Source organism: Oceanicola sp. S124, from assembly GCF_000220565.1.
GTDB lineage: Bacteria > Pseudomonadota > Alphaproteobacteria > Rhodobacterales > Rhodobacteraceae > Pseudooceanicola.
In genome coordinates this window covers 1-18,345 of the sequence record NZ_AFPM01000230.1, presented here as the reverse complement: position 1 = coordinate 18,345, position 18,345 = coordinate 1, and the positions used below count along the sequence as shown (strand labels likewise).

At 67.2% G+C, this 18,345-nt stretch carries 16 protein-coding genes; 8 read left to right on the top strand and 8 right to left on the bottom strand.

What is annotated here, in order from left to right; all coding sequences use genetic code 11:
• Positions 1 to 291 precede the first annotated feature (291 nt).
• The 6 genes from OS124_RS0115805 to OS124_RS0115780 form a co-directional block, all read right to left on the bottom strand.
• Positions 292 to 2,082, bottom strand: coding sequence for an ABC transporter ATP-binding protein (locus OS124_RS0115805; protein WP_010140751.1), 1,791 nt, complete (start codon positions 2,080 to 2,082; stop codon positions 292 to 294).
• 15 nt (positions 2,083 to 2,097) lie between these two features.
• The gene (locus tag OS124_RS0115800) at positions 2,098 to 2,466 is read right to left on the bottom strand and encodes a Rid family hydrolase (protein ID WP_010140750.1); all 369 of its coding nucleotides are present in this window, start codon (positions 2,464 to 2,466) and stop codon (positions 2,098 to 2,100) included.
• Positions 2,463 to 2,840 (bottom strand): Rid family hydrolase, encoded by a 378-nt coding sequence (locus tag OS124_RS0115795; protein ID WP_010140749.1) that lies wholly within the window; start codon positions 2,838 to 2,840, stop codon positions 2,463 to 2,465. The genes OS124_RS0115800 and OS124_RS0115795 overlap by 4 nt, the downstream gene beginning before the upstream one ends.
• 29 nt (positions 2,841 to 2,869) lie before the next feature.
• Positions 2,870 to 3,754 carry an ABC transporter permease gene (locus tag OS124_RS0115790; RefSeq protein WP_085994668.1) on the bottom strand — a complete coding sequence of 295 codons (885 nt, stop codon included), beginning with the start codon at positions 3,752 to 3,754 and terminating at the stop codon, positions 2,870 to 2,872.
• Positions 3,755 to 3,766: 12 nt separating this feature from the next.
• On the bottom strand, positions 3,767 to 4,771 hold the full coding sequence (locus OS124_RS0115785) for an ABC transporter permease (protein ID WP_029375489.1): 1,005 nt from the start codon (positions 4,769 to 4,771) through the stop codon (positions 3,767 to 3,769).
• A gap of 61 nt (positions 4,772 to 4,832) precedes the next feature.
• Positions 4,833 to 6,338, bottom strand: a complete 1,506-nt coding sequence (locus OS124_RS0115780; RefSeq protein ID WP_029375488.1) for an ABC transporter substrate-binding protein — start codon at positions 6,336 to 6,338, stop codon at positions 4,833 to 4,835.
• Positions 6,339 to 6,550: 212 nt separating this feature from the next.
• Here OS124_RS0115780 and OS124_RS0115775 point away from each other — a divergent pair, with 212 nt between their 5' ends.
• Entirely contained in the window at positions 6,551 to 7,204 is a 654-nt protein-coding gene (locus tag OS124_RS0115775) for a TetR/AcrR family transcriptional regulator (protein ID WP_237708128.1), read from the top strand.
• An 11-nt stretch (positions 7,205 to 7,215) separates the two neighbouring features.
• On the top strand, positions 7,216 to 8,736 hold the full coding sequence (locus OS124_RS0115770; protein WP_010140744.1) for a gamma-glutamyltransferase family protein: 1,521 nt from the start codon (positions 7,216 to 7,218) through the stop codon (positions 8,734 to 8,736).
• A gap of 381 nt (positions 8,737 to 9,117) precedes the next feature.
• Here the strand turns inward: OS124_RS0115770 and OS124_RS0115765 are convergent, their stop codons facing one another.
• Together OS124_RS0115765 and OS124_RS0115760 are read right to left on the bottom strand one after the other, a co-directional pair.
• Positions 9,118 to 10,596, bottom strand: coding sequence for a M81 family metallopeptidase (locus tag OS124_RS0115765; protein WP_010140743.1), 1,479 nt, complete (start codon positions 10,594 to 10,596; stop codon positions 9,118 to 9,120).
• 12 nt (positions 10,597 to 10,608) lie between these two features.
• The gene (locus OS124_RS0115760; protein ID WP_010140742.1) at positions 10,609 to 11,496 is read right to left on the bottom strand and encodes a MurR/RpiR family transcriptional regulator; all 888 of its coding nucleotides are present in this window, start codon (positions 11,494 to 11,496) and stop codon (positions 10,609 to 10,611) included.
• A 261-nt stretch (positions 11,497 to 11,757) separates the two neighbouring features.
• On the opposite strand from OS124_RS0115760, the gene OS124_RS0115755 reads away from it, so the two are divergent.
• From OS124_RS0115755 to OS124_RS28215, 6 genes are all read left to right on the top strand, one after another.
• On the top strand, positions 11,758 to 13,083 hold the full coding sequence (locus OS124_RS0115755; protein WP_010140741.1) for an aspartate aminotransferase family protein: 1,326 nt from the start codon (positions 11,758 to 11,760) through the stop codon (positions 13,081 to 13,083).
• Positions 13,084 to 13,085: 2 nt separating this feature from the next.
• The gene (locus OS124_RS0115750; protein ID WP_010140740.1) at positions 13,086 to 14,564 is read left to right on the top strand and encodes a M81 family metallopeptidase; all 1,479 of its coding nucleotides are present in this window, start codon (positions 13,086 to 13,088) and stop codon (positions 14,562 to 14,564) included.
• A gap of 51 nt (positions 14,565 to 14,615) precedes the next feature.
• Positions 14,616 to 16,196: an ABC transporter substrate-binding protein gene (locus tag OS124_RS0115745; RefSeq protein ID WP_010140738.1), complete on the top strand. Its 1,581-nt coding sequence runs from the start codon at positions 14,616 to 14,618 to the stop codon at positions 16,194 to 16,196.
• A gap of 105 nt (positions 16,197 to 16,301) precedes the next feature.
• On the top strand, positions 16,302 to 17,246 hold the full coding sequence (locus OS124_RS0115740; RefSeq protein ID WP_010140736.1) for an ABC transporter permease: 945 nt from the start codon (positions 16,302 to 16,304) through the stop codon (positions 17,244 to 17,246).
• Complete coding sequence (locus OS124_RS0115735) at positions 17,243 to 18,094, top strand: ABC transporter permease (RefSeq protein WP_010140735.1); 852 nt, start codon at positions 17,243 to 17,245, stop codon at positions 18,092 to 18,094. The genes OS124_RS0115740 and OS124_RS0115735 overlap by 4 nt, the downstream gene beginning before the upstream one ends.
• On the top strand, positions 18,094 to 18,345 hold a 252-nt coding region (locus OS124_RS28215; RefSeq protein WP_010140734.1), incomplete at its 3' end, for an ATP-binding cassette domain-containing protein. The genes OS124_RS0115735 and OS124_RS28215, both read left to right, overlap by 1 nt.

The window sequence follows — 18,345 nt, the reverse complement described above, 5'->3', positions numbered from 1 at the left end:
AATGATTTCAAATGATAAAATGACCCTCCACCCTTCCGGGCCGGGTCAACTTGGAGGCCGGCCCGCAGGCCTCCACTGTCCAAGCAGGCGCCACGGGGGCGCGCCGGGGTCCACTCGGGTTTGGACCGCCGCCATGACACGGCATGGCGACAGGGCAGCGCGAAACGCCCCCAAGGGAAGAATGCCGCAGGGCAGCCCGGCACGGCCGCCCCTCGCCCGGACTGGATGCAGGAAGAAACGGCGCAGGCCCCTTTCGATCCGAGCGGGGCCCGCGCCGGTGTCGTCAGTCGCTCACGCGCTGCCACCCTCGACACAGTAGCGATGCCCGGGCGAGACCATCTCCCAGCGGGGCAACTGCATCTGGGCGCCTATCGGAAAGATCGGAGCCCGTGTGACGGGGCCGGACATGTCCCGGATGAACCTCTGGCCAGGGTGGGAGACCGGCACCGCCTCGAGCAAGCGCCGCGTGTAGGGATGTGCCGGCGCGGCCAGCACCTTTTCGGCCGGCCCCTCTTCGACGATCATGCCCCGGTACATGACGAGGATGCGGTCCGCCACCCGCTCGACCACGGCCATGTCGTGGGAAATGAAGATCAGCGCCAACCTCTGCTCGCGCTTCAGGTCGGCCAGAAGCGCGAGGATCTGCGCCTGGATGGCGACATCCAGCGCCGAGACGGGCTCATCCGCGATCAGGACCTTGGGTTGCATCGTCAGAGCCCGCGCGATGCAGATCCGCTGGCGTTGCCCTCCGGAGAACTGGTGTGGATACCGGTCGAGACTGTCAGACGGCAGCCCCACACGTGCGATCAGCGCGCCGAGCCGCGCATCGCCTGCCGCATCGGTGCGGTGCAGCCCGCGAATGCGCAGGGGCTCTCGCAGGATCTGGCGCACCGACATGCGCGGGTCGAGAGCCGCATAGGGATCCTGGAAAACCATCTGGATATTGTCTCTTGCGGCGCGCAGTGCGTCGCCCTCGAGCCCCAGAAGGTCCTGCTTCGCCAGATAGGCCTGCCCCTCCTGTGCCGGCACCAGCCGCAACAGCGACTTGGCAAGGGTGGACTTGCCGCAGCCGCTTTCGCCGATGACGGCCAGCGTCTCGCCCGCGTGCAGATCAAAGGACACGTCGCTGACCGCGTGCAGGTTGGCCCTGTGCCGGCGCAACAGGCCCGAACGCACGGGAAAGCGGGTGGACAGGTGTCGCACCCACAGCACCGGGGCCTCGGCCCTCTCGCGCTCTGCCGCAAGCCTGTCCGGCAGTTTGCCGGCGGTGCGGAACTTCGGCGCGGCATCGAGCAGCTTGCGCGTATAGGCATGCTCCGGTGCGTCGAAGATACGCGCCACCGGTCCCTGCTCGACGACCCGCCCCGAGAGCATGACGGCAACACGGTCGGCAACCTCGGCAACGACGCCCATGTCATGGGTGATGAACAGGACTCCCATGCCGGTCTGCTCCTGCAGGCTGCGGATCAGTTGCAGGATCTCGGCCTGCACCGTGACATCGAGTGCGGTGGTCGGTTCGTCGGCGATCAGGATGTCCGGCTCGCAGATCAACGCCATGGCGATCATCACGCGTTGCCGCATGCCACCTGACAGCTCGTGCGGGTACTGGTCGAAACGGCGCATCGGATCAGTCAGCCGGACCCGTTCGAGCATCTCGATGGCCCGCGCCTTTGGCGGCGTTCCGACGTCGGGCCGGTGCTCCCTGATCGCTTCGGTCAGCTGATGACCTATGGTCATCACCGGGTTCAGCGAGGTCATCGGATCCTGGAAGATCATCGCGATCCGCGATCCACGCACCCGGCGCATCTGCCGTTCGCCAAATCGGGCAAGGTCGGCCGGTTCGGCCGGCCCCCGATCATGGAGCAGGATGCGCCCGGCCGTGATGTGACCCCCCTGGTGATCGATCAGCCGCATGACCGACTTGACGGTCACCGACTTGCCCGACCCGCTCTCCCCCACCAGCGCAAGGATCTCACCCCGTGAGAGGCTCAGCGAAACGTCCTGCACAACGGGTCGCCTGTCGCCCCCGAAGCAGACGTTCAGGTTCTCGATATCCAGCAGAGGGTCCTTCAAGGTGGTCACAGCCGGTCTCCGTTGTCAGGCCGCGGCAGGGCGGTCGGCCCAGACACGGATTTCCAGGCGCGAGTCCCGGCGCGAGGCGGCCATTTCGACCACCGACAGTCCGGGGGCATGTGCAGCCCCCACCCAATCGTTCCAGAGCGGCACGAACTCGGGCCAGTGCTCCATCCCGGCCAGCCAGACCTGGGCATAGATCAGGGCCGAGCGATCAGAGCCCATCTGCGCCAGCAGATCGTCGATCACCGCGAAGATGCCCCGGGTCTGTTCGGCGAAGCTGCCGGACTTGTCCGGCGCCGTCAGGCAGACCGAGGCGATGTCGCCCGCCGCCGACCCCAGGAAGATCTTCGGCCCCCATCTGTCGATCCGCCCGGTCTTGAGAATGCTCATGCTGCCACCTCGCTCTTGTAGGCCACGGCCACCACTTCCAGCAGCAGGTCGGGACGGTAGAGCTCACCCGAGACACAGGTGCGGGCCGGCGGGTTGGCGTCATCGACCCAGCCGTTCCAGACTGCGTTCAGCGCCGAGAAGTACCGCATGTCCTTCAGCCAGATGGTGACGGTGAAGAGATCCTGCTGCGCAAGGCCGGCCTCTTCCAGCAGGGCTTCGAGCTGGGCGACTACATCTGCCGCCTGCTCCTTGATGTCCCCGTCCAGGTTGCGCGGCTGCAGGCCGATGAAATGGGTCCAGGCCCCCGTCTTGCAGACCAGCGAGCGCTTTGCTCCGTCCATTGTCTCGGTGTGGCTTCGGGTGAGGGTCGTCATGGGGTCGTCTCCGTGAGATCAGTGAGGTGTCAGTGGGATTTCAGCTTGGGGTCGAACTGGTTGCGCAGCGCATCGCCGAGCAGGTTCAGCCCCAGAACGGTGAGAAAGATGGCAAGCCCCGGGAACAGCGCCATCCACCAGGCGCTGGAGATATAGGCCCGGCTGTCGGACAGCATGCCGCCCCAGGTGGGGATATGCGGTGGCACGCCGAGGCCCAGGAAGCTGAGCGAGGCTTCGGCGATGATCGCGTTGGCCATGGCGAAGCTGGTCATCACGATGATCGACAGCATCACGTTCGGCAGGATGTGGTGCAGGATGATGAACCGGCTCGATGCGCCGAGCGATCGGGCCGAGAGAATGAACTCGCGGTCCCTGAGGGCCATGGTCTCGGCGCGGGTGACGCGGCAATAGGGAATCCATCGCTGCGCGGTCAGGGCGATGACGACGATCACCAGCCCCTGTCCGATGAAGGCGACGATGGCGATCGCCAGCATGAGCGGCGGGAAGGACCAGAAGATCTCGGTCACCTTCTGGACGGCCGCGTCGATCCGCCCGCCGAAGTAGCCGCCCACCACGCCCAGGAAGACCCCGAGCAGGCTGGCGAAGACCGCCACGGCGATGGCGATCACCAGCGACACGCGGGACCCGTAGATGATGCGGCTCAGGATATCCCGCCCGAGGTGATCCGTGCCCAGCACATGTGGCCCGGTCCAGTCCGGCGGGCGCATGGCGCTCATCAGGTCCTGGCTGTTGGGGGCATGCGGCGCCAGAAGCGGGCTGAAGAGCCCCATCAGCAGCAGGATCGCGACCATGCCCAGCCCGAACAGCGCCTTGAACCCGGTCATCTGGCGATAGCGTTTCCGCAGACGTGCGCAGAGGCCGGGCAAGGTGGCAGGGGAGGTTTGGGTGTTCATCTTGAGAGCCCCTCAGCTGACCCGGATCCGGGGATCGATGAGCGTGTAAAGAAGGTCGATCAGCAGGTTCACCAGGATGAACAGGCCCGTGTAGACCAGTACCAGGCCGATGATCAGCGGAAAGTCCCGCGCGGCGATGCCCTGGATCAGCAGGCTGCCGATCCCCGGCCATGCGAAGACCGTCTCGACGATCATCGCCCCTGACAGCAGCGCGCCGAACTCGAGCCCGATGATCGTCACCACGCCGATCAGGGCGTTGCGGAAGGCATGCCGCCACAGCACCCGCTGACCGCTGAGACCCTTGGCCCGGGCGGTCACGACATAGTCCTCGTGCAGGGCCTCCTGCACCGAAGCCCGGGTCATCTGCGCGATGATGCCCATCATGTTGGTGCCCATGACGATCGAGGGCAGCGCCAGATAGCGAAGCGTCGAGAGGAAGGCATCCCACCGGCCCTGCAGGACGGAATCGACAAGGTGGAAGCCGGTGATACGCGGCAGATCCAGCCCCCATGGGGTCCGTCCGCCAGAGGGCAGCAGGTGCCATTGCCCCGCAAAGAGCAGGATCAGCAGGATGCCGAGCCAGAAGTTGGGCATCGAGATGCCGGCAAAGCTGAAGGCCGACGCCATGCTGTCCCAGACCGAGCCGGGCCGTGCGCCGGCCAGGACACCAAGGGGGATGCCGATCACCACCGCAACGAGGGTCGAGGCCAGCGCAAGCTCGATGGTCGCCGGCAGCTTTTCCATCACCAGCTCCATCACGGGGACCTTGTACTTGAACGAGGTCCCGAAATCGCCGGTCACGGCATTGCCCAGGAAGCTGAGAAACTGCACGAGCGGCGGCCGGTCCAGGCCCCAGGCCTCGCGGATCGCGGCCTTGTCCGCCTCGGAGGCCTCGTCTGATACCAGCATGTTCACCGCATCGCCCGGCGCAAACTGCATCAGGGTGAAGACCACGGCAGCCACCACGATCAGCACGGGGATGGCCCCGAGAATACGTTTGGAGAGATACATCAGCATCCTTGGTCCTCGCGAAGCCCGAGCCGCCATGCGGACGGCCCGGGCAGTTGGGGTCGGGCACTCACTCGACGAGGATTTCCCAGCCGTTGACCTGATCCGCGGGATGCGGATTGAAGGTCACGCCATTGGCGACACCCCAGGCCATTTCGTGCTGCCACATGAAGGCGGCGGGCGCCTCGTCGACCAGCTTGACGATGGCCTCCTGCATCCTGGCGGCCCGGGTGGCAGGATCGAATTCGGCACGCTCGGCGGCCAGCAGCGCGTCCAGCTCGGCATTCGAGAAGCCCAGGCGCGGCGATCCACCGGTCGCGAAGTACTGGTGCAGCGCCCGCGACGGGTCGATCATCGAGCCTCGCCCCATGTAGTAGAAGGGCACGTTGCCCTGCTGCACATTGGCCCAGAGCGTGGCCCATTCCGGCGTGTCGAGCGTGACGCTGAACCCGGCCTCCTCGAGCATGGGCACCATCGCCTCGGTGATCTGGCGGTCCGCAGTGTAGCGACCGACCGGCGTCGAAAGGGTGACCTCGACCCCTTCCAGCCCGACAGAGGCCAGCAGCTCGCGGGCGCGTTCGGGGTTGTAGTCATAGGGGCTCTTGAAGTCGGGATCGAACCCCAGCTGACCCTGGCTGACCGGGCCATCCAGCAGCTTGGCCTGGCCCTGCAGGATCGCCGCGACGATGGCTTCGCGGTTGATCGCATGGGCGACAGCCTGGCGCGCTTCCTTCACCTCCCAGGGATGGGTCTTCGGCGACATGCCCAGGAACATCATCTCGACCGAGTTGGTCGTTTCGATCCGGGCATTGGGCAAGCCTTCGACACGGGGACGAAGCTGCGGCGGCACCAGCTGAGCGATCTGCACCTCGCCGTTGGCCAGGGCGGTGACCCGCTGCTCGGGCTCGGGCATGATGCGGAACATGATCTGCCGCGGGTTCTGCGCCTGCACCATCGGGTGATCGTCGTTGCGTTCGATGATCATGTGCTCGCCGATGCTGATGTCGGACAGCTTGTAGGGGCCCGCGCCATAGGGCGCCTGGCGGAACATGTCGTCACCCATCTCGTCGAAAAGGGCCTTCGAGGTCACCGCGACCCCGGCAAGGTTGTCCCGCAGCGTCGCATCAGGTGTCGCGGTGGTGATATGGACCCTGCGGTCGTCGATCGCCTCGACCTTCTCCCATCCCGCCACGAGATAGGACTTGCCCGAGCCGGGATTGGAGCCGAGATATTCGATCGAGTGGACGATGTCCGCCGCCAGGACCGGATCGCCATTGTGACGGGTCAGCCCCTCGGGCAGCGTGATTTCCCAGGTCAGCTCATCCAGGGTTTCGACCGACTCCGCGAGGAAGGGAACGAACTCTCCTGCCTCCCAGTCGTAGCGCGTGATGCAGCCGTAGACCTGGCACCAGACACTCCCCAGCAGGACGACGGGATCCGCATAGGGATTGTAGCCCGAAATCGTTTCGGTGATCGCGACGGCAACGCGCTTGTCGGTGAAGTCCTGCGCCAGCGCAGCAGAGCCTGCGGCGGCGATTGCCGTACTTGCCAGTATCATGTGCAGTTTCTTGGTCATCTCGATCCAATCCGTTGGGCCATGCCGATGTGGCAGGGACGTTTCGCTTTTTGACCTTGCGCCCGCTGAGAGCAGCAGTCAGAAAGTAAGTGAACGTTTACTTACCATTTGCGGAATGTGTATCGGCCTCCGCGACGGAAAATGAGACGAGAAAAGTCTGAAACCGCCCAAAGCCAGCGCACAGAGCCTTAAAATTGAGCAGGATTTGAATGATGACGGGTCAATCCAACGAAGACTCGAGCCCGGCCGAGGCCTATGGGGCGGTCGCCCGGCGGCTGATCGACGCCGCCACCGCCGACTTCGTGCGCCACGGATACGAGGGCGCGAGCGTGGCGCGAATCGTCAAGGACGCGAATTGCAACGTCCGGATGCTCTACCACTACTTCGGCAACAAGCACGGCCTCTACCGCGCCTGCCTGGAACAGGCCTACGACCGCCTGCGAAAGGCAGAAGCGGAGGCGACCTTCTGGGATCTGCCCCCCGTCGAGGCCATCGACGGGCTCGTCCGCTTCACCTTCGACTACATGTGCCAGAACCCGCAGTTCCAGGCCCTGATGCGGATCGAGAACATGACAGACGCAAAGGAGGTGCGCGACCTGGGCAGCGTCAATGCGCGCGCAAAGACCCTGATCGAGGCCATCGACGCGGTGCTCGACCGCGGCCTGAAGGACCGGTCCTTCGCGCGCCGTCCGGACCCGGGCATGCTCTACCTGTCGATCCTCGGGCTTTCGACCATCCACATAGCCAACGGCCAGACGATGAGCGTCGTGCTCGGCCGGGACCTTGGCGATCCGGCCTTCCTCGACCTCCGCCGGGAAGAAGTGGTGGGCATCATCCGCGCCTCGCTCGCGGTTCCGCAACGATGACATCTGGCGCCATGACCACGCCGCACCCGCTTGCGACCGAGATTGGTCAGCGGGTTCTGGACGCAGGCGGAACCGCGCCCGAGGCGATCATTGCCGCCGGGGCGGTGCTATCCGTCGTCGCACCGCATTTCTGCGGCTTGGGCGGTGATGCGGTTTGGCTGGTCGCCGACCGCAAGGGAGACAGGCGCTGCTTCCTCGCCATCGGACAGGGCCTGCAGCGCCCCGCCCCGACCGCTCCGATCCCGGACCGGGGACGCGACTCCGTGCTGACGAGCGCCGCCGTGGTCGACGGCTGGGCGCATGCGCTGGATTACTCCACGCAGGCTCTCGGCGGGACCGCCCGCTGGGAAGATCTCATCGGCCCTGCCGCGTCGATCGCCCGCGAGGGCCATCGGGTCTCGCGATCCCAGGCCTTCTGGACCGCCTACCGACACCCCGAGATTGCGGATTGGCCCGGGTTTGAGGGCGTCTTTGTTCTCGACGGCCGGCCACGCCCGGCCGGGGCGCTGATGCGCCAACCCGCCCTGGCAGAGACCCTTGAGACGCTTGCCGAGCGCGGGGCCCGGGACTTTTACGAGGGAACGCTGTCGCGCCGCATCCTCGCCGGGCTGAACGACCAGGGCATTGCCATCTCCGCCGCGGATCTGGCACGGACGCGCACGAGGGAAACCGCTCCGCTCTCCACCCCCTACCGCGACCGCTGTCTTCTGGCACCTCCGCCGCCGACGCAGGGCATCACCTTCCTGCAGATCATGGGCAGTCTCGGACGGCTGGACCTGGCCGACCTGAGCCCGGGAAGCGCGGCGCACCTGCACCTCTGCATCGAAGCCGTGAAACAGGCCTTTCGGGACCGCCGGCAGATCGCCGATCCGCGCTTTGCCAATGTGGACGTGCAGCGGCTTCTCAGCGCAGCGACACTCGACACGAAGGCGGCAGCGATCTGTCCCAACCGCGCGTTGCCCTGGCCAGACCCATGGCAGCACGGCGACACCGCGTTTCTCGGGGCCATCGACAGCGCGGGAAATGCGGCCAGCGTGCTGCAGAGCACCTATTTCGACTGGGGTGCGGGCGTGATGGCCGGCGACACCGGGATCGTCTGGCAGAACCGTGGCGCCGCGTTCAGTGCGTCTCGGGGCCACCCGAATGCATTCGCCCCCGGGAAGCTGCCTTTCTACACCCTGACGCCGGGAATTGCGCTGGATGCCGACGGCCACCCCGAGTTCGCCTTCGGAACCCAGGGCGCCGACGGCCAACCCCAGACGCTTTCGGTGGTTCTGACGCATCTGATCGACTACCACGCCTCTCCCTCCGATGCGCTGAGCGCCCCGCGCTTCCTGTTGGGGCGTACCTTCTCTGACCAGAGCCATTCCCTGAAGGTCGAAGGACATGCGGGGCAAGAGGTCATGGCAGGCCTTGCGGCGCGAGGCCACGACGTTGCCCCCATCCTGGCATACAGCCCGCTTGCGGGGCAGGCAGGCCTCGTGCTGGGCGCGGCCTCCGGCACGACCGGCTACCACGACCCTCGGCACTAGAACCAGGCCAGTCCATCGCTGCCCCGCCGCCTGCCCGATGGCGCCTCTCGCCCCCATCGACCGGATGCAGAGCATCATGACCCGGACATGATGCCAAAGGATCTGACGCGGACCGGGACGGAGACCAGAGACCTCGGGCCGGGAGGTCCGGCGCGACAGGGCCGTGCAAGAAGGCGACAGGCCCCTGCCACCCGGTCCCGTGCCCTCCGCAGACGTTGCGGAGGCTTTCCGTTGCCGCGCCCATCCGGCGCCGAATGTGCCGCCAATTGTTCCGCAGGACGAGGGCCGGCCCCGGTGTATGGCGGACGATCCGGCGAGCGCACCACCCTCACCGGGCCCCGACAAGGCGCACCACGGGGCAGGCCCGCCGCCTGATCCGGATCAGCGGTAGAAGGCCCGGGGCAGATGCCTGTAGGGCAGCAGCGACATGTCCGCCGGCGCCACACCGGGGCAATCCACCTCGAGGATCGGCCCGCAGAGCGGCTCGAACCCGGCGCGGAAGTGGTTCTTGGCCTTGATGCCGAACAGCGCGACCTGCGCCAGGTCGATGCCATTCAGATCGCACCAGGCGGGGTCGTTGGCGCTCTGGCAGGTCTCGCTGATGACCACGCGCATCTGCCCGGCGCGCAGCACGGCGGTGCGGCCCATGTCGATCTCGCGCCCGTATTCGAAGGGACCACGGTTGCGGAACCGGCCATCGGTCAACCGTTCGACCACGCCCTGGAAGGGCACCGGAGCGCCGAAGTCGGGCGCGATCCGGCCGCCAAGCGCACAGTCGATCTCGGCCCCCTCACCCAACTCATGCGCCAGCGCGACCAGCGCCGGATCGTAGAAGAAGCAGAAGAGCATCGGCAGATCGCTTCCGCAGGCCAGCATCGCGCGCAGCAGCGCCGTGGTATCCCCGATCCCGCCCGAAAGCGGATTGTCCGCCGCATCCACCAGAACCACGGGCCAGCGCGCGCCCCGGGCGAGGTGGTCCAGCGCCAGTGCCACGCCCTCTTCGGCGCCGGGCAGGTCCACCCGGAAGGCGTCGCGTCGCGCCAGGTAGGCCGCCGCGAGCGTCCCGAGCATCGGCGCCGGGGCGACATCGGGCTGATGGGTCACCGCCACCGTGGCGCGGGTGTTGGGGGTATCGGCATAGGTGAAGCCGCCGAAGAAGGTCACATCCTCAAGCCCCGCGTCGCGACAAGCCTGCCGGCCAAGCGCCACCAGCTCGGCCATTGGCCCTTCGGCGGTCCGCATGCCGTGCGAAAGCGGCGCAAAATCCAGCTGGCTCAGGGCGATGGCGGGGCGCGTGCCAAGGGCAAAGGCGCGCTCCATCGTGCTCAGCGCCCGGATCGCGGTATCGTCCATGTCGACATGGGGGTAGGTCTGGTAGCCCGACAGGATGTCCGCCGCGCCCGCCAGCGAGGGGTCGATGCAGGCGTGCATGTCCAGGCTGACCGCCAGCAGCGGATCCGGTCCGATCACCTCGCGCACCGCGCGGATCAGGCTGTAGTCCGGCGCCAGATCGCCCTCGGCCACCATCGCACCATGCAGCGAGAGGTAGACGCCATCCCAATCCTGCCCGGCGAGGTCGGCCAGGATCTCGTCACGGATCGTCGCCAGCGCCGCCTGCGTCACCGGCCCCAGGGGCGGCGCCGAGGTGCAGCGCGAGACCGTCACTTGCCAATGCGGATGCGCATCGAGAAAGCGCACCAGCCCACCCAGTTCGGTCGCCGTGCCGCGCGCACCCTCCAGCGCCGCCGCGCCCCGCGTCCATTCCCGGCGGCGGAAATCCTCCAGCCCGGTCGGGACGGGATTGAAGGAATTGGCCTCGTGCCAGAGGCGGGCGACGGCAATGCGGCGGGGTCTTGTCATGTGGCTTTCCGGTCAGATCCTGCGGCGCGGGATCGTGTTGGCATAGATGTTGAGGGCGGCAAGATGCTGGTCCGCCTCCTGCAGCGCCTTCAGCGATCCTTCGCGATCACGCGCCGCCAGCAGGCCGCAGAGCACCTCCGAAACCGCCAGCGCGGGGGTGAGGGTGTGGAAGAAGGTGCGGCTTTCGGTTGAACAGAGGATCACCCGGTCCGAGATCGCGACCAGCGGCGAGACCTCGCTGTCGGTGATCGCCACCACCGACAGCCCCTTCTCGCGCGCAAGGCTCGCCAGCTCGAGCGAGTGCAGCGCATAGGGGCTGATCGAGATCACCAGCAGAACGTCCTCGGGGCCCGCACGCAGCAGCCCGTCGGTGCCGGTGCCCGCCGGGCCATCCAGATGCACCGTCCGGTCGCCCAGCAGGGTCATCACGTAGTGGAAGTGCCAGGCCACCGAATGGCACGAGCGCAGCCCCAGCACGTAGACCCGGCGGGCGCCGGCCAGCAGGTCGGCGGCGGCCTCAAGCTGGGCCAGGGTCTCGGGCTCGCTCAACCGGGCGACCTGGGCCGAAAGACCCTGCAACATCTCCTGCGCCAGACCGCCACCGACGGCCCCACCCTGCCCCTCGCGCGCGCGCGCCCGGGCGGCAAAGCCATCGGCCCGCAGGCGCAGCGCGTCGGAATAGTGGCTGCGGATATCGTCATAGCCCGGCAAATCCAGGAACTTGGCCAGCCGGGTCATCGTTGCCGGCTGCACCCCCGCGTTGCGTGCCAGCTCGCGCATCGAGACAAGGGCGACTTCCTGGGTGTTCTCGAGGATGTAGCGCGCCGCCTGCTGCAGCTGCGGCGACATCTCCTCGAAGCGCGCGACGATGCGGTCTCGCAGGGCATCCTGTTGCAACATGTGTTTCACCTCCCCGTTCTGCACTGGGTCGTTTCTGCGCCACGGAGGGAAGGAAAACAAGAAATCATTGCACTTCATGGGCTTGCGAAACTGCCTGCACAGGATTTGAACGTTTCACGAGCGCAAATCAAGTATCAATCGTTTCTTATTATAATTTTATGAAACACTTGTTGCAATGCGCGAGCCATCCTGCCAACCAAGAGAGGACGGCGGGCCAGCCCCGCGATTCCCGGCCCGGCCGCAACGACAGACGGAAAGACCATGACCAGACTTCTTCACCGCAAGATCGGGGCCAGCCTGTCCCGCGCCGTTTCGGGCCAGGGCGTGACGATCACCGACGCGGCCGGGCGCCGCTACATCGACGGTTCTGGCGGCGCGGCGGTCAGCTGCCTCGGCCACGATCACCCCGAGGTGCTGGAAGCCATGGTCGAACAGATCGGGCGGCTGTCCTATGCCCACACCTCTTTCTTCACCACCGACGCCGCCGAGGAGCTGGCCGAACGGCTGACCGCCCTCGCCCCCGATCCGCTGAACTATCTCTACATGGTCTCGGGCGGCTCCGAGGCGGTCGAGGCGGCGCTGAAGATGGCGCGGCAGTACTACGTCGAGATCGGACAGCCGCAGCGGCGCCACATCATCGCCCGCCGCCAGAGCTATCATGGCAATACCATCGGCGCGCTGGCCACCGGCGGCAATGCGATGCGGCGGGTGCAGTTCCAGCCGATCCTGCCCGAGACCCACCATGTCGCGCCCTGCTACGCCTATCGCGACCAGCGCGAGGGCGAGGCGCCCGAGGCCTATGCGGCCCGTCTTGCCGCCGAGCTGGAACAGAAGATCGACGAGCTGGGCGGCGATCAGGTGATGGCCTTCGTGGCCGAGCCGGTGGTCGGCGCCACCCTTGGCGCGGTGCCTGCCGTGGCCGACTACTTCCGCCGCATCCGGGCGCTCTGCGACCGTCACGGCATCCTGCTGATCCTCGACGAGGTGATGTGCGGCATGGGGCGCACCGGCAGCCTCTTCGCCTTCGAGCAGGAGGGCATCGTTCCCGACCTCGTCACCATCGCCAAGGGGCTGGGCGGAGGCTACCAGCCGGTCGGCGGCGTGCTGCTGTCGCAACAGGTTTTCGAGGCCTTCCGCGACGGCTCGGGCCTGTTCCAGCACGGGCACACCTACATCGGCCACCCGGTCGCCGCCGCCGCCGCCAACAAGGTGGTCGAGGTCATCTCGCGCCCCGGCATGATGGAGCGGGTCAACCGGCTGGGCGACAGGCTGCAGGCCGGGCTTGATGCCGCGCTTGGCCAATCGCCCTACGTGGGTGACATCCGCGGGCGCGGGTTGTTCCGCGGCATCGAGATCGTCGCCGACAAGGACAGCAAGACGCCCTTCGATCCGGCCCGCAAGATCCACGCGCGCATCAAGGCCGAAGCCATGGCCGAGGGCCTGCTCTGCTATCCCATGGGCGGCACCATCGACGGGGTGAACGGTGATCACGTGCTGCTGGCGCCCCCCTATATCTGCACCGAGGGCGAGATCGACCAGATCACCGAACGCCTGTCGCGCGCCATCCGCCGCGTCACCGAGGCCTGATCATGACGCGCCGCATCGCCTTTGCCGGTCTCAACCTCGAATCCGTCACCGCCGCGCCCCAGGTCTCGACCCTTGCGGATTTCGAGCGGGTCTGTGTCCGGGGCGCCGAGATCCCGGCGCAGTACCGGGGCACCAACACGGTGGCGGGCGGCGTGCTGAAGGTGCTTGAGGATGCGGGGGCCGAGATGGTGCCGCTGTTCCATTCCCTGCTGGGCGCCCTTGGTCCGGCCGAGGATGCCGCGATCATCGCCTTCGCCGATGAGCTGGCGCAGGGCCTTGCGGCCTCGGGGCCGCTGGACGGGCTGGTGCTTTACCTGCACGGGGCCTGCTGGGCGCCGGGCTTTGCCGACGTGGAACGCTATCTGATCGAGCGCGCCCGCGCCCCCGACCTGCCGATCGCCGTACCGCTGGACTATCACGGCAATGTCGATGCGGCGACCTTCGCCGCCGCCGATATCGCCGTGGCCTACCGTCATTCGCCGCATATCGACATGGGCGAGACCGGCGAACGCGCCGCCCGGGCCCTGCTGCGGATGATCGAGACCGGAGAGCGCCCCGGCCTTGCCGTGGCCCGTCCCGGCGTGGTCATCCCCTCGATCCTCTCGGCCACGGCCCTGCAGCCGCTGGCAGGCCTGATCGAAATGGCCCGGGCCGAGGAAGCCGCAGGCGATTGTGACATCTCGGTCATGGGCGGTTTCGCCTATGCCGACAGCGCCAATACCGGCATGTCGGTGATCTGCCTCGACTGGCAGGGCCAGCAGGCGGCAGAAGAGAAGGCCGCGCGCCTCTCGGACGCGCTGCATGCCGCCCGGGTCGAGCTGTCGGACGCCATCCCGATCTGGCAGATGGACGCGGCCCTGGCCGAGGCCGCCCGCCTGCGCGGCAACGGCGCGCCGGTGGTGATCCTGGAACATGCCGACCGGATGAACGACAGCACCCATGGGCTGCGCGCCGTTCTGGGGACCGACCCTGGCCCAGATCTTGGCCCAGATCTTGGACGCGTCATGGTGCCCTTCCTGCTGGATCCCGAAAGCGCCGCCGCCGCCCATGCGGCGGGCGCGGGTGCCGAGGTCACGCTGAGCATCGGCGGCAAGAGCGCCCCGGAAACCGGCGGCCCGCTGGATCTGACCGTCCGCGTGCTCTGGAGCGGCGAAAAGCGCTTCACCGTCTCGGGCCGCTACCAGCAGGGCGCGCCGGTCGACCTGGGCCTGACGGCACTGGTCGAGGTCGGCGACATCCGCATCTCGCTGGTCTCGCATTTCGCCTTCGCGGTGGATGGCGACCCGTTCTTCATCTTCGGCGAGCGGCCCGAGGACTACGACGTGATCCTGCTGCGATCAAAGACCCACTTCCGCGATTTCTACACGCCGCTGGCAAAGGCGATCCTGGTCACCGACACGCCCGATCTCGGCCCTGCCGACGTGCGGCTGATCCCCTACCGGCAGTTCGACACCACCGGCGCCTACCCCTGGCGCCCCTAGCACCCACCGAAACAACAACAAGAAACCATCCACCCAACACGGAGACCAAGAATGACCTTCCACCCCCTCAAGTCCCTCGGCATGGCCGCCCTGCTGGCCGGCACCGTGGCCCTTCCGGCCTGGGCCGAAACCACCCTGACCGCCGTCATGCAGGCGCCGCTGCGCTCGCTCGATCCGCATCTGAGCACCGCGCAGATCGTCCGCACCCATGGCTTCATGGTCTTCGAGACCCTGCTGGGCATGGACGCCGATTATCAGCCGCAGCCGCAGATGGCCGACTACGTCGTCTCGGACGACATGCTGACCTACACGCTGACCCTGCGCGACGGCCTGATGTGGCACGACGGCACCCCGGTCACCGCCGAGGATTGCGTCGCCTCGCTGATGCGCTGGTCGCAAAGCGACGGCTCAGCCAAGACCATGATGCAATATGTCGACAGCATCGAGGCCACCTCCGAGCGCGAGCTGGTCATCCACATGAAATCCCCCTTCGGCCCGCTGCTCGAGCTGCTGGCCAAGCCCTCGCCCATCCCCGCCTTCATGATGCCCAAGCGGCTGGCCGACACACCCGTCGGCGAACAGATCCCCGAGATCATCGGCTCGGGCCCCTTCAAGTTCGTGGCCGACGAGTACCGCCCCGGCGACCAGGCGGTCTACGTGAAGAACGAGGACTACGTGCCCCGGGATGAGCCCGCCAGCTGGACCGCCGGCGCCAAGGTGGTGAACGTCGACCGCGTGGTCTGGCAGGCGATGCCCGACATGCAGACCTCGATCAACGCCATCCAGTCGGGCGACGTGGACCTGATCGAACAGGTCACCATCGACCTGCTGCCGCTGCTGGCGATGAACGACGAGGTCGAGACCGGTATCCTGAACCCGCTCGGCGCCCAGGTGACCGGCCGCTTCAACCACCGCCTGCCGCCCTTCGATGACCCGGAAGTCCGCAAGGCCGCCATGTATGCGCTGGACCAGGAAACCCTGATGCAGACCGCCATCGGCAACTCCGAGTACTACCAGCTCTGCCCCTCGATCTACGGCTGCGAAGTGCCGCTGGCCTCTGACGTGGGCGCCGAATACCTGGAAGGCAGCGCGGACGAGCGGATGGCCAAGGCGCAGGAGCTGCTGGCCGCCTCGGGCTACGACGGCACCCCGGTGCTGATGATGCAGCCCACCGACCTGACCGTGCTGACCACCCAGCCCATCGTCGCCGCCGAGCGGATGCGTGAAGCGGGCTTCACCGTCGAGGTCGCCTCGATGGACTGGTCCACCCTGCAATCGCGCAAGAACGGCTGGCAGCCGGTTGCCGAGGGCGGCTGGAACTACTTCTTCACCTACTGGGGCGTCGCCGGCATCTGGAACCCGCTGGTGCATTCGCTGATCAACGGCTCGGGCGATGACAACAGCTGGGCCGGCTGGCCGGTCAATGCCCGCATGGAAGAGCTGCGCGCCGACTACCTGACCGCCGGCACCCTGGACGAGCAGAAGCAGATCGCCGAGGAGATCCAGCAGATCGCCTGGGACGACAGCTTCTACTTCAACGCGGGCGAGTTCAAATCCGTCGCCGCCTGGCGGACCGAGCTACAGGACATCCAGTCCGGCCCGATCACCCTGTTCTGGGGCGTCCACAAGTAACCTCTCCCCGACTAGGGCGGGCGGCCTGTTCCGGGCCGCCCGCCCCTTTTCCATCTCTCGCCCCCGCCGCACCCCCTGCGCACCACCCAGTTCCCGAGGCCCATGATGCTCAGCTATTTCCTGCGCCGGCTGCTGATGGCGATCCCCGTGATGTTCTTCGTCGCGGTCTTCGTCTTCCTGCTGCTGCGCCTCACCCCCGGAGACCCGGCCCAGGCGATTGCCGGCGACCAGGCCTCGCTGGCCCAGCTCGAGGCGATCCGCGAAAGCCTCGGGCTGAACGAACCGCTTTCGGTCCAGTTCGTCACCTGGATCGGCCAGATGCTGCAGGGCGATTTCGGTCGCTCGCTGATCTCGGACCGCCCCGTGCTGGAGATGATCGGCCAGAGGCTGGGCCCGACGCTGGCGCTGGCACTGCTCGCCATGGCAATGACCCTGCTGTTTGCCCTGCCCATGGGCGTGCTGGCGGCCTGGCGGGACGGCGGCATGACCGATCGGCTGGTGATGACGGTGTCGGTCATCGGCTTCTCGGTGCCGATCTTCGTCATCGGCTACGTGCTGATCGGTGTCTTCGCGGTGAACCTGCGCTGGTTCCCGGTGCAGGGCTACAAGGCCCTGGCCGACGGGATCGGCCCCTTCGCGCATCGCATCTTCCTGCCCGGCCTGGCCCTGGCCTCGATCTACATCGCGCTGATTTCCCGCATGACCCGCGCCTCGATGCTCGAGGTCCTGCGCGAGGACTATGTCCGCACCGCCCGTGCCAAGGGCCTGCCCGAGGGGCTGGTGCTGTTCCGCCATGCCCTGCGCAATGCCGCCATCCCGATCCTGACCGTGGTCGGCACCGGCTTTGCCATGATGATCTCGGGCGTGGTGGTCACCGAGACGGTGTTCAACATCCCCGGCCTTGGCCGCCTTGTGGTCGATGCCGTGCTGGCCCGCGACTACCCGCTGATCCAGGCGATCATCCTGCTGACCGCCGGCACCTACGTGCTGATCAACCTGGCCATCGACCTCTCCTATGCGCTGACCGACCCGAGGATCCGCTACCAATGAGCCAGACCCAAAGCCTGCGAAAGCGCCTGATCGAGACCCCGCCCCACTGGACCACGGTGCTGGCCCTGATCGTGCTGCTGGCAATCGTCGCCATGGCGCTCTTCGCGCCCCGCATCGCCAATTTCCCGCCGACCGAGCTGAACGCGATGATGCGCCTGAAGCCCGCCGACGGCACCTACTGGATGGGCACCGACAGCTTCGGGCGCGACCTTTACTCACGCGTGATCCACGGTGCCCGTGTCTCGCTTCTGGTCGGGGCCGGCGTGGCGCTTGGCGCCATCCTGATCGGCCTGCCCCTCGGCCTGCTGGCCGGGTGGTTCCGGGGCCTTGATGCCGTGCTGATGCGGGCGATGGACGGGCTGATGGCGATCCCCGGCATTCTGCTGGCCATCGCCATCGTGGCGCTGACCAAGGCCGGGCTGACCACCGTGATCATCGCCATCATGCTGCCCGAGATCCCGCAGGTCGTGCGGCTGGTGCGCGCCCGGGTGCTGGCCACCCGGTCGGAAACCTTCGTCGAGGCCGCCGTCCTGCTGGGCACCAGCCCGATGCGGATCATCTGGCGCCACCTGCTGCCCTCGACCATCGCGCCGCTGATCGTCCAGGGCACCTATGTCTATGCCTCCGCCATCCTGACCGAGGCCGCGCTGTCGTTCCTCGGCGTCGGCATCGGCACCGAGACCCCCACCTGGGGCAACATCATGGCCGAGGGGCGCCTCTATTTCGCGCTGAACCCCTGGCTGGTCTACTGGCCGGCCATCGTGCTGTCGCTTTGCATCCTGTCGATCAACCTGCTGGGCGACGCCCTGCGCGACCGGCTGGACCCCAAGATGAAAGGCCGCTCGTGATGACTGCCTCCCAACCCGGCCAACCCGTCCTCTCGGTGCGCGACCTGAAGGTCGCCGCCATGGGCCGCCGCCCGGCCGAGATCCTGAAGGGCATCTCCTTCGACATCGCGCCGGGCGAGACGCTGTGCCTCGTCGGCGAAAGCGGCTCTGGCAAATCCGTGACCTCTCTGGTGACCATGGACCTGCTGCCGCGCGGCGAATTGCAGGTGACCGGCGGCAGCGCGGCGCTGAACGGCGAGGATATCGTCTCG

Bases quoted from the DNA above. Each gene is read 5' to 3' on its own strand.
- OS124_RS0115770 (WP_010140744.1), top strand. From the start codon at position 7,216: ATGACCACGCCGCACCCGCTTGCGACCGAGATTGGTCAGCGGGTTCTG.
- OS124_RS0115760 (WP_010140742.1), bottom strand. From the start codon at position 11,496: ATGTTGCAACAGGATGCCCTGCGAGACCGCATCGTCGCGCGCTTCGAG.
- OS124_RS0115775 (WP_237708128.1), top strand. From the start codon at position 6,551: ATGACGGGTCAATCCAACGAAGACTCGAGCCCGGCCGAGGCCTATGGG.
- OS124_RS0115795 (WP_010140749.1), bottom strand. From the start codon at position 2,840: ATGACGACCCTCACCCGAAGCCACACCGAGACAATGGACGGAGCAAAG.
- OS124_RS0115750 (WP_010140740.1), top strand. From the start codon at position 13,086: ATGACGCGCCGCATCGCCTTTGCCGGTCTCAACCTCGAATCCGTCACC.
- OS124_RS0115745 (WP_010140738.1), top strand. From the start codon at position 14,616: ATGACCTTCCACCCCCTCAAGTCCCTCGGCATGGCCGCCCTGCTGGCC.
- OS124_RS0115755 (WP_010140741.1), top strand. From the start codon at position 11,758: ATGACCAGACTTCTTCACCGCAAGATCGGGGCCAGCCTGTCCCGCGCC.
- OS124_RS0115740 (WP_010140736.1), top strand. From the start codon at position 16,302: ATGCTCAGCTATTTCCTGCGCCGGCTGCTGATGGCGATCCCCGTGATG.
- OS124_RS0115785 (WP_029375489.1), bottom strand. From the start codon at position 4,771: ATGCTGATGTATCTCTCCAAACGTATTCTCGGGGCCATCCCCGTGCTG.
- OS124_RS0115765 (WP_010140743.1), bottom strand. From the start codon at position 10,596: ATGACAAGACCCCGCCGCATTGCCGTCGCCCGCCTCTGGCACGAGGCC.
- OS124_RS0115780 (WP_029375488.1), bottom strand. From the start codon at position 6,338: ATGACCAAGAAACTGCACATGATACTGGCAAGTACGGCAATCGCCGCC.
- OS124_RS0115735 (WP_010140735.1), top strand. From the start codon at position 17,243: ATGAGCCAGACCCAAAGCCTGCGAAAGCGCCTGATCGAGACCCCGCCC.
- OS124_RS0115790 (WP_085994668.1), bottom strand. From the start codon at position 3,754: ATGAACACCCAAACCTCCCCTGCCACCTTGCCCGGCCTCTGCGCACGT.
- OS124_RS0115800 (WP_010140750.1), bottom strand. From the start codon at position 2,466: ATGAGCATTCTCAAGACCGGGCGGATCGACAGATGGGGGCCGAAGATC.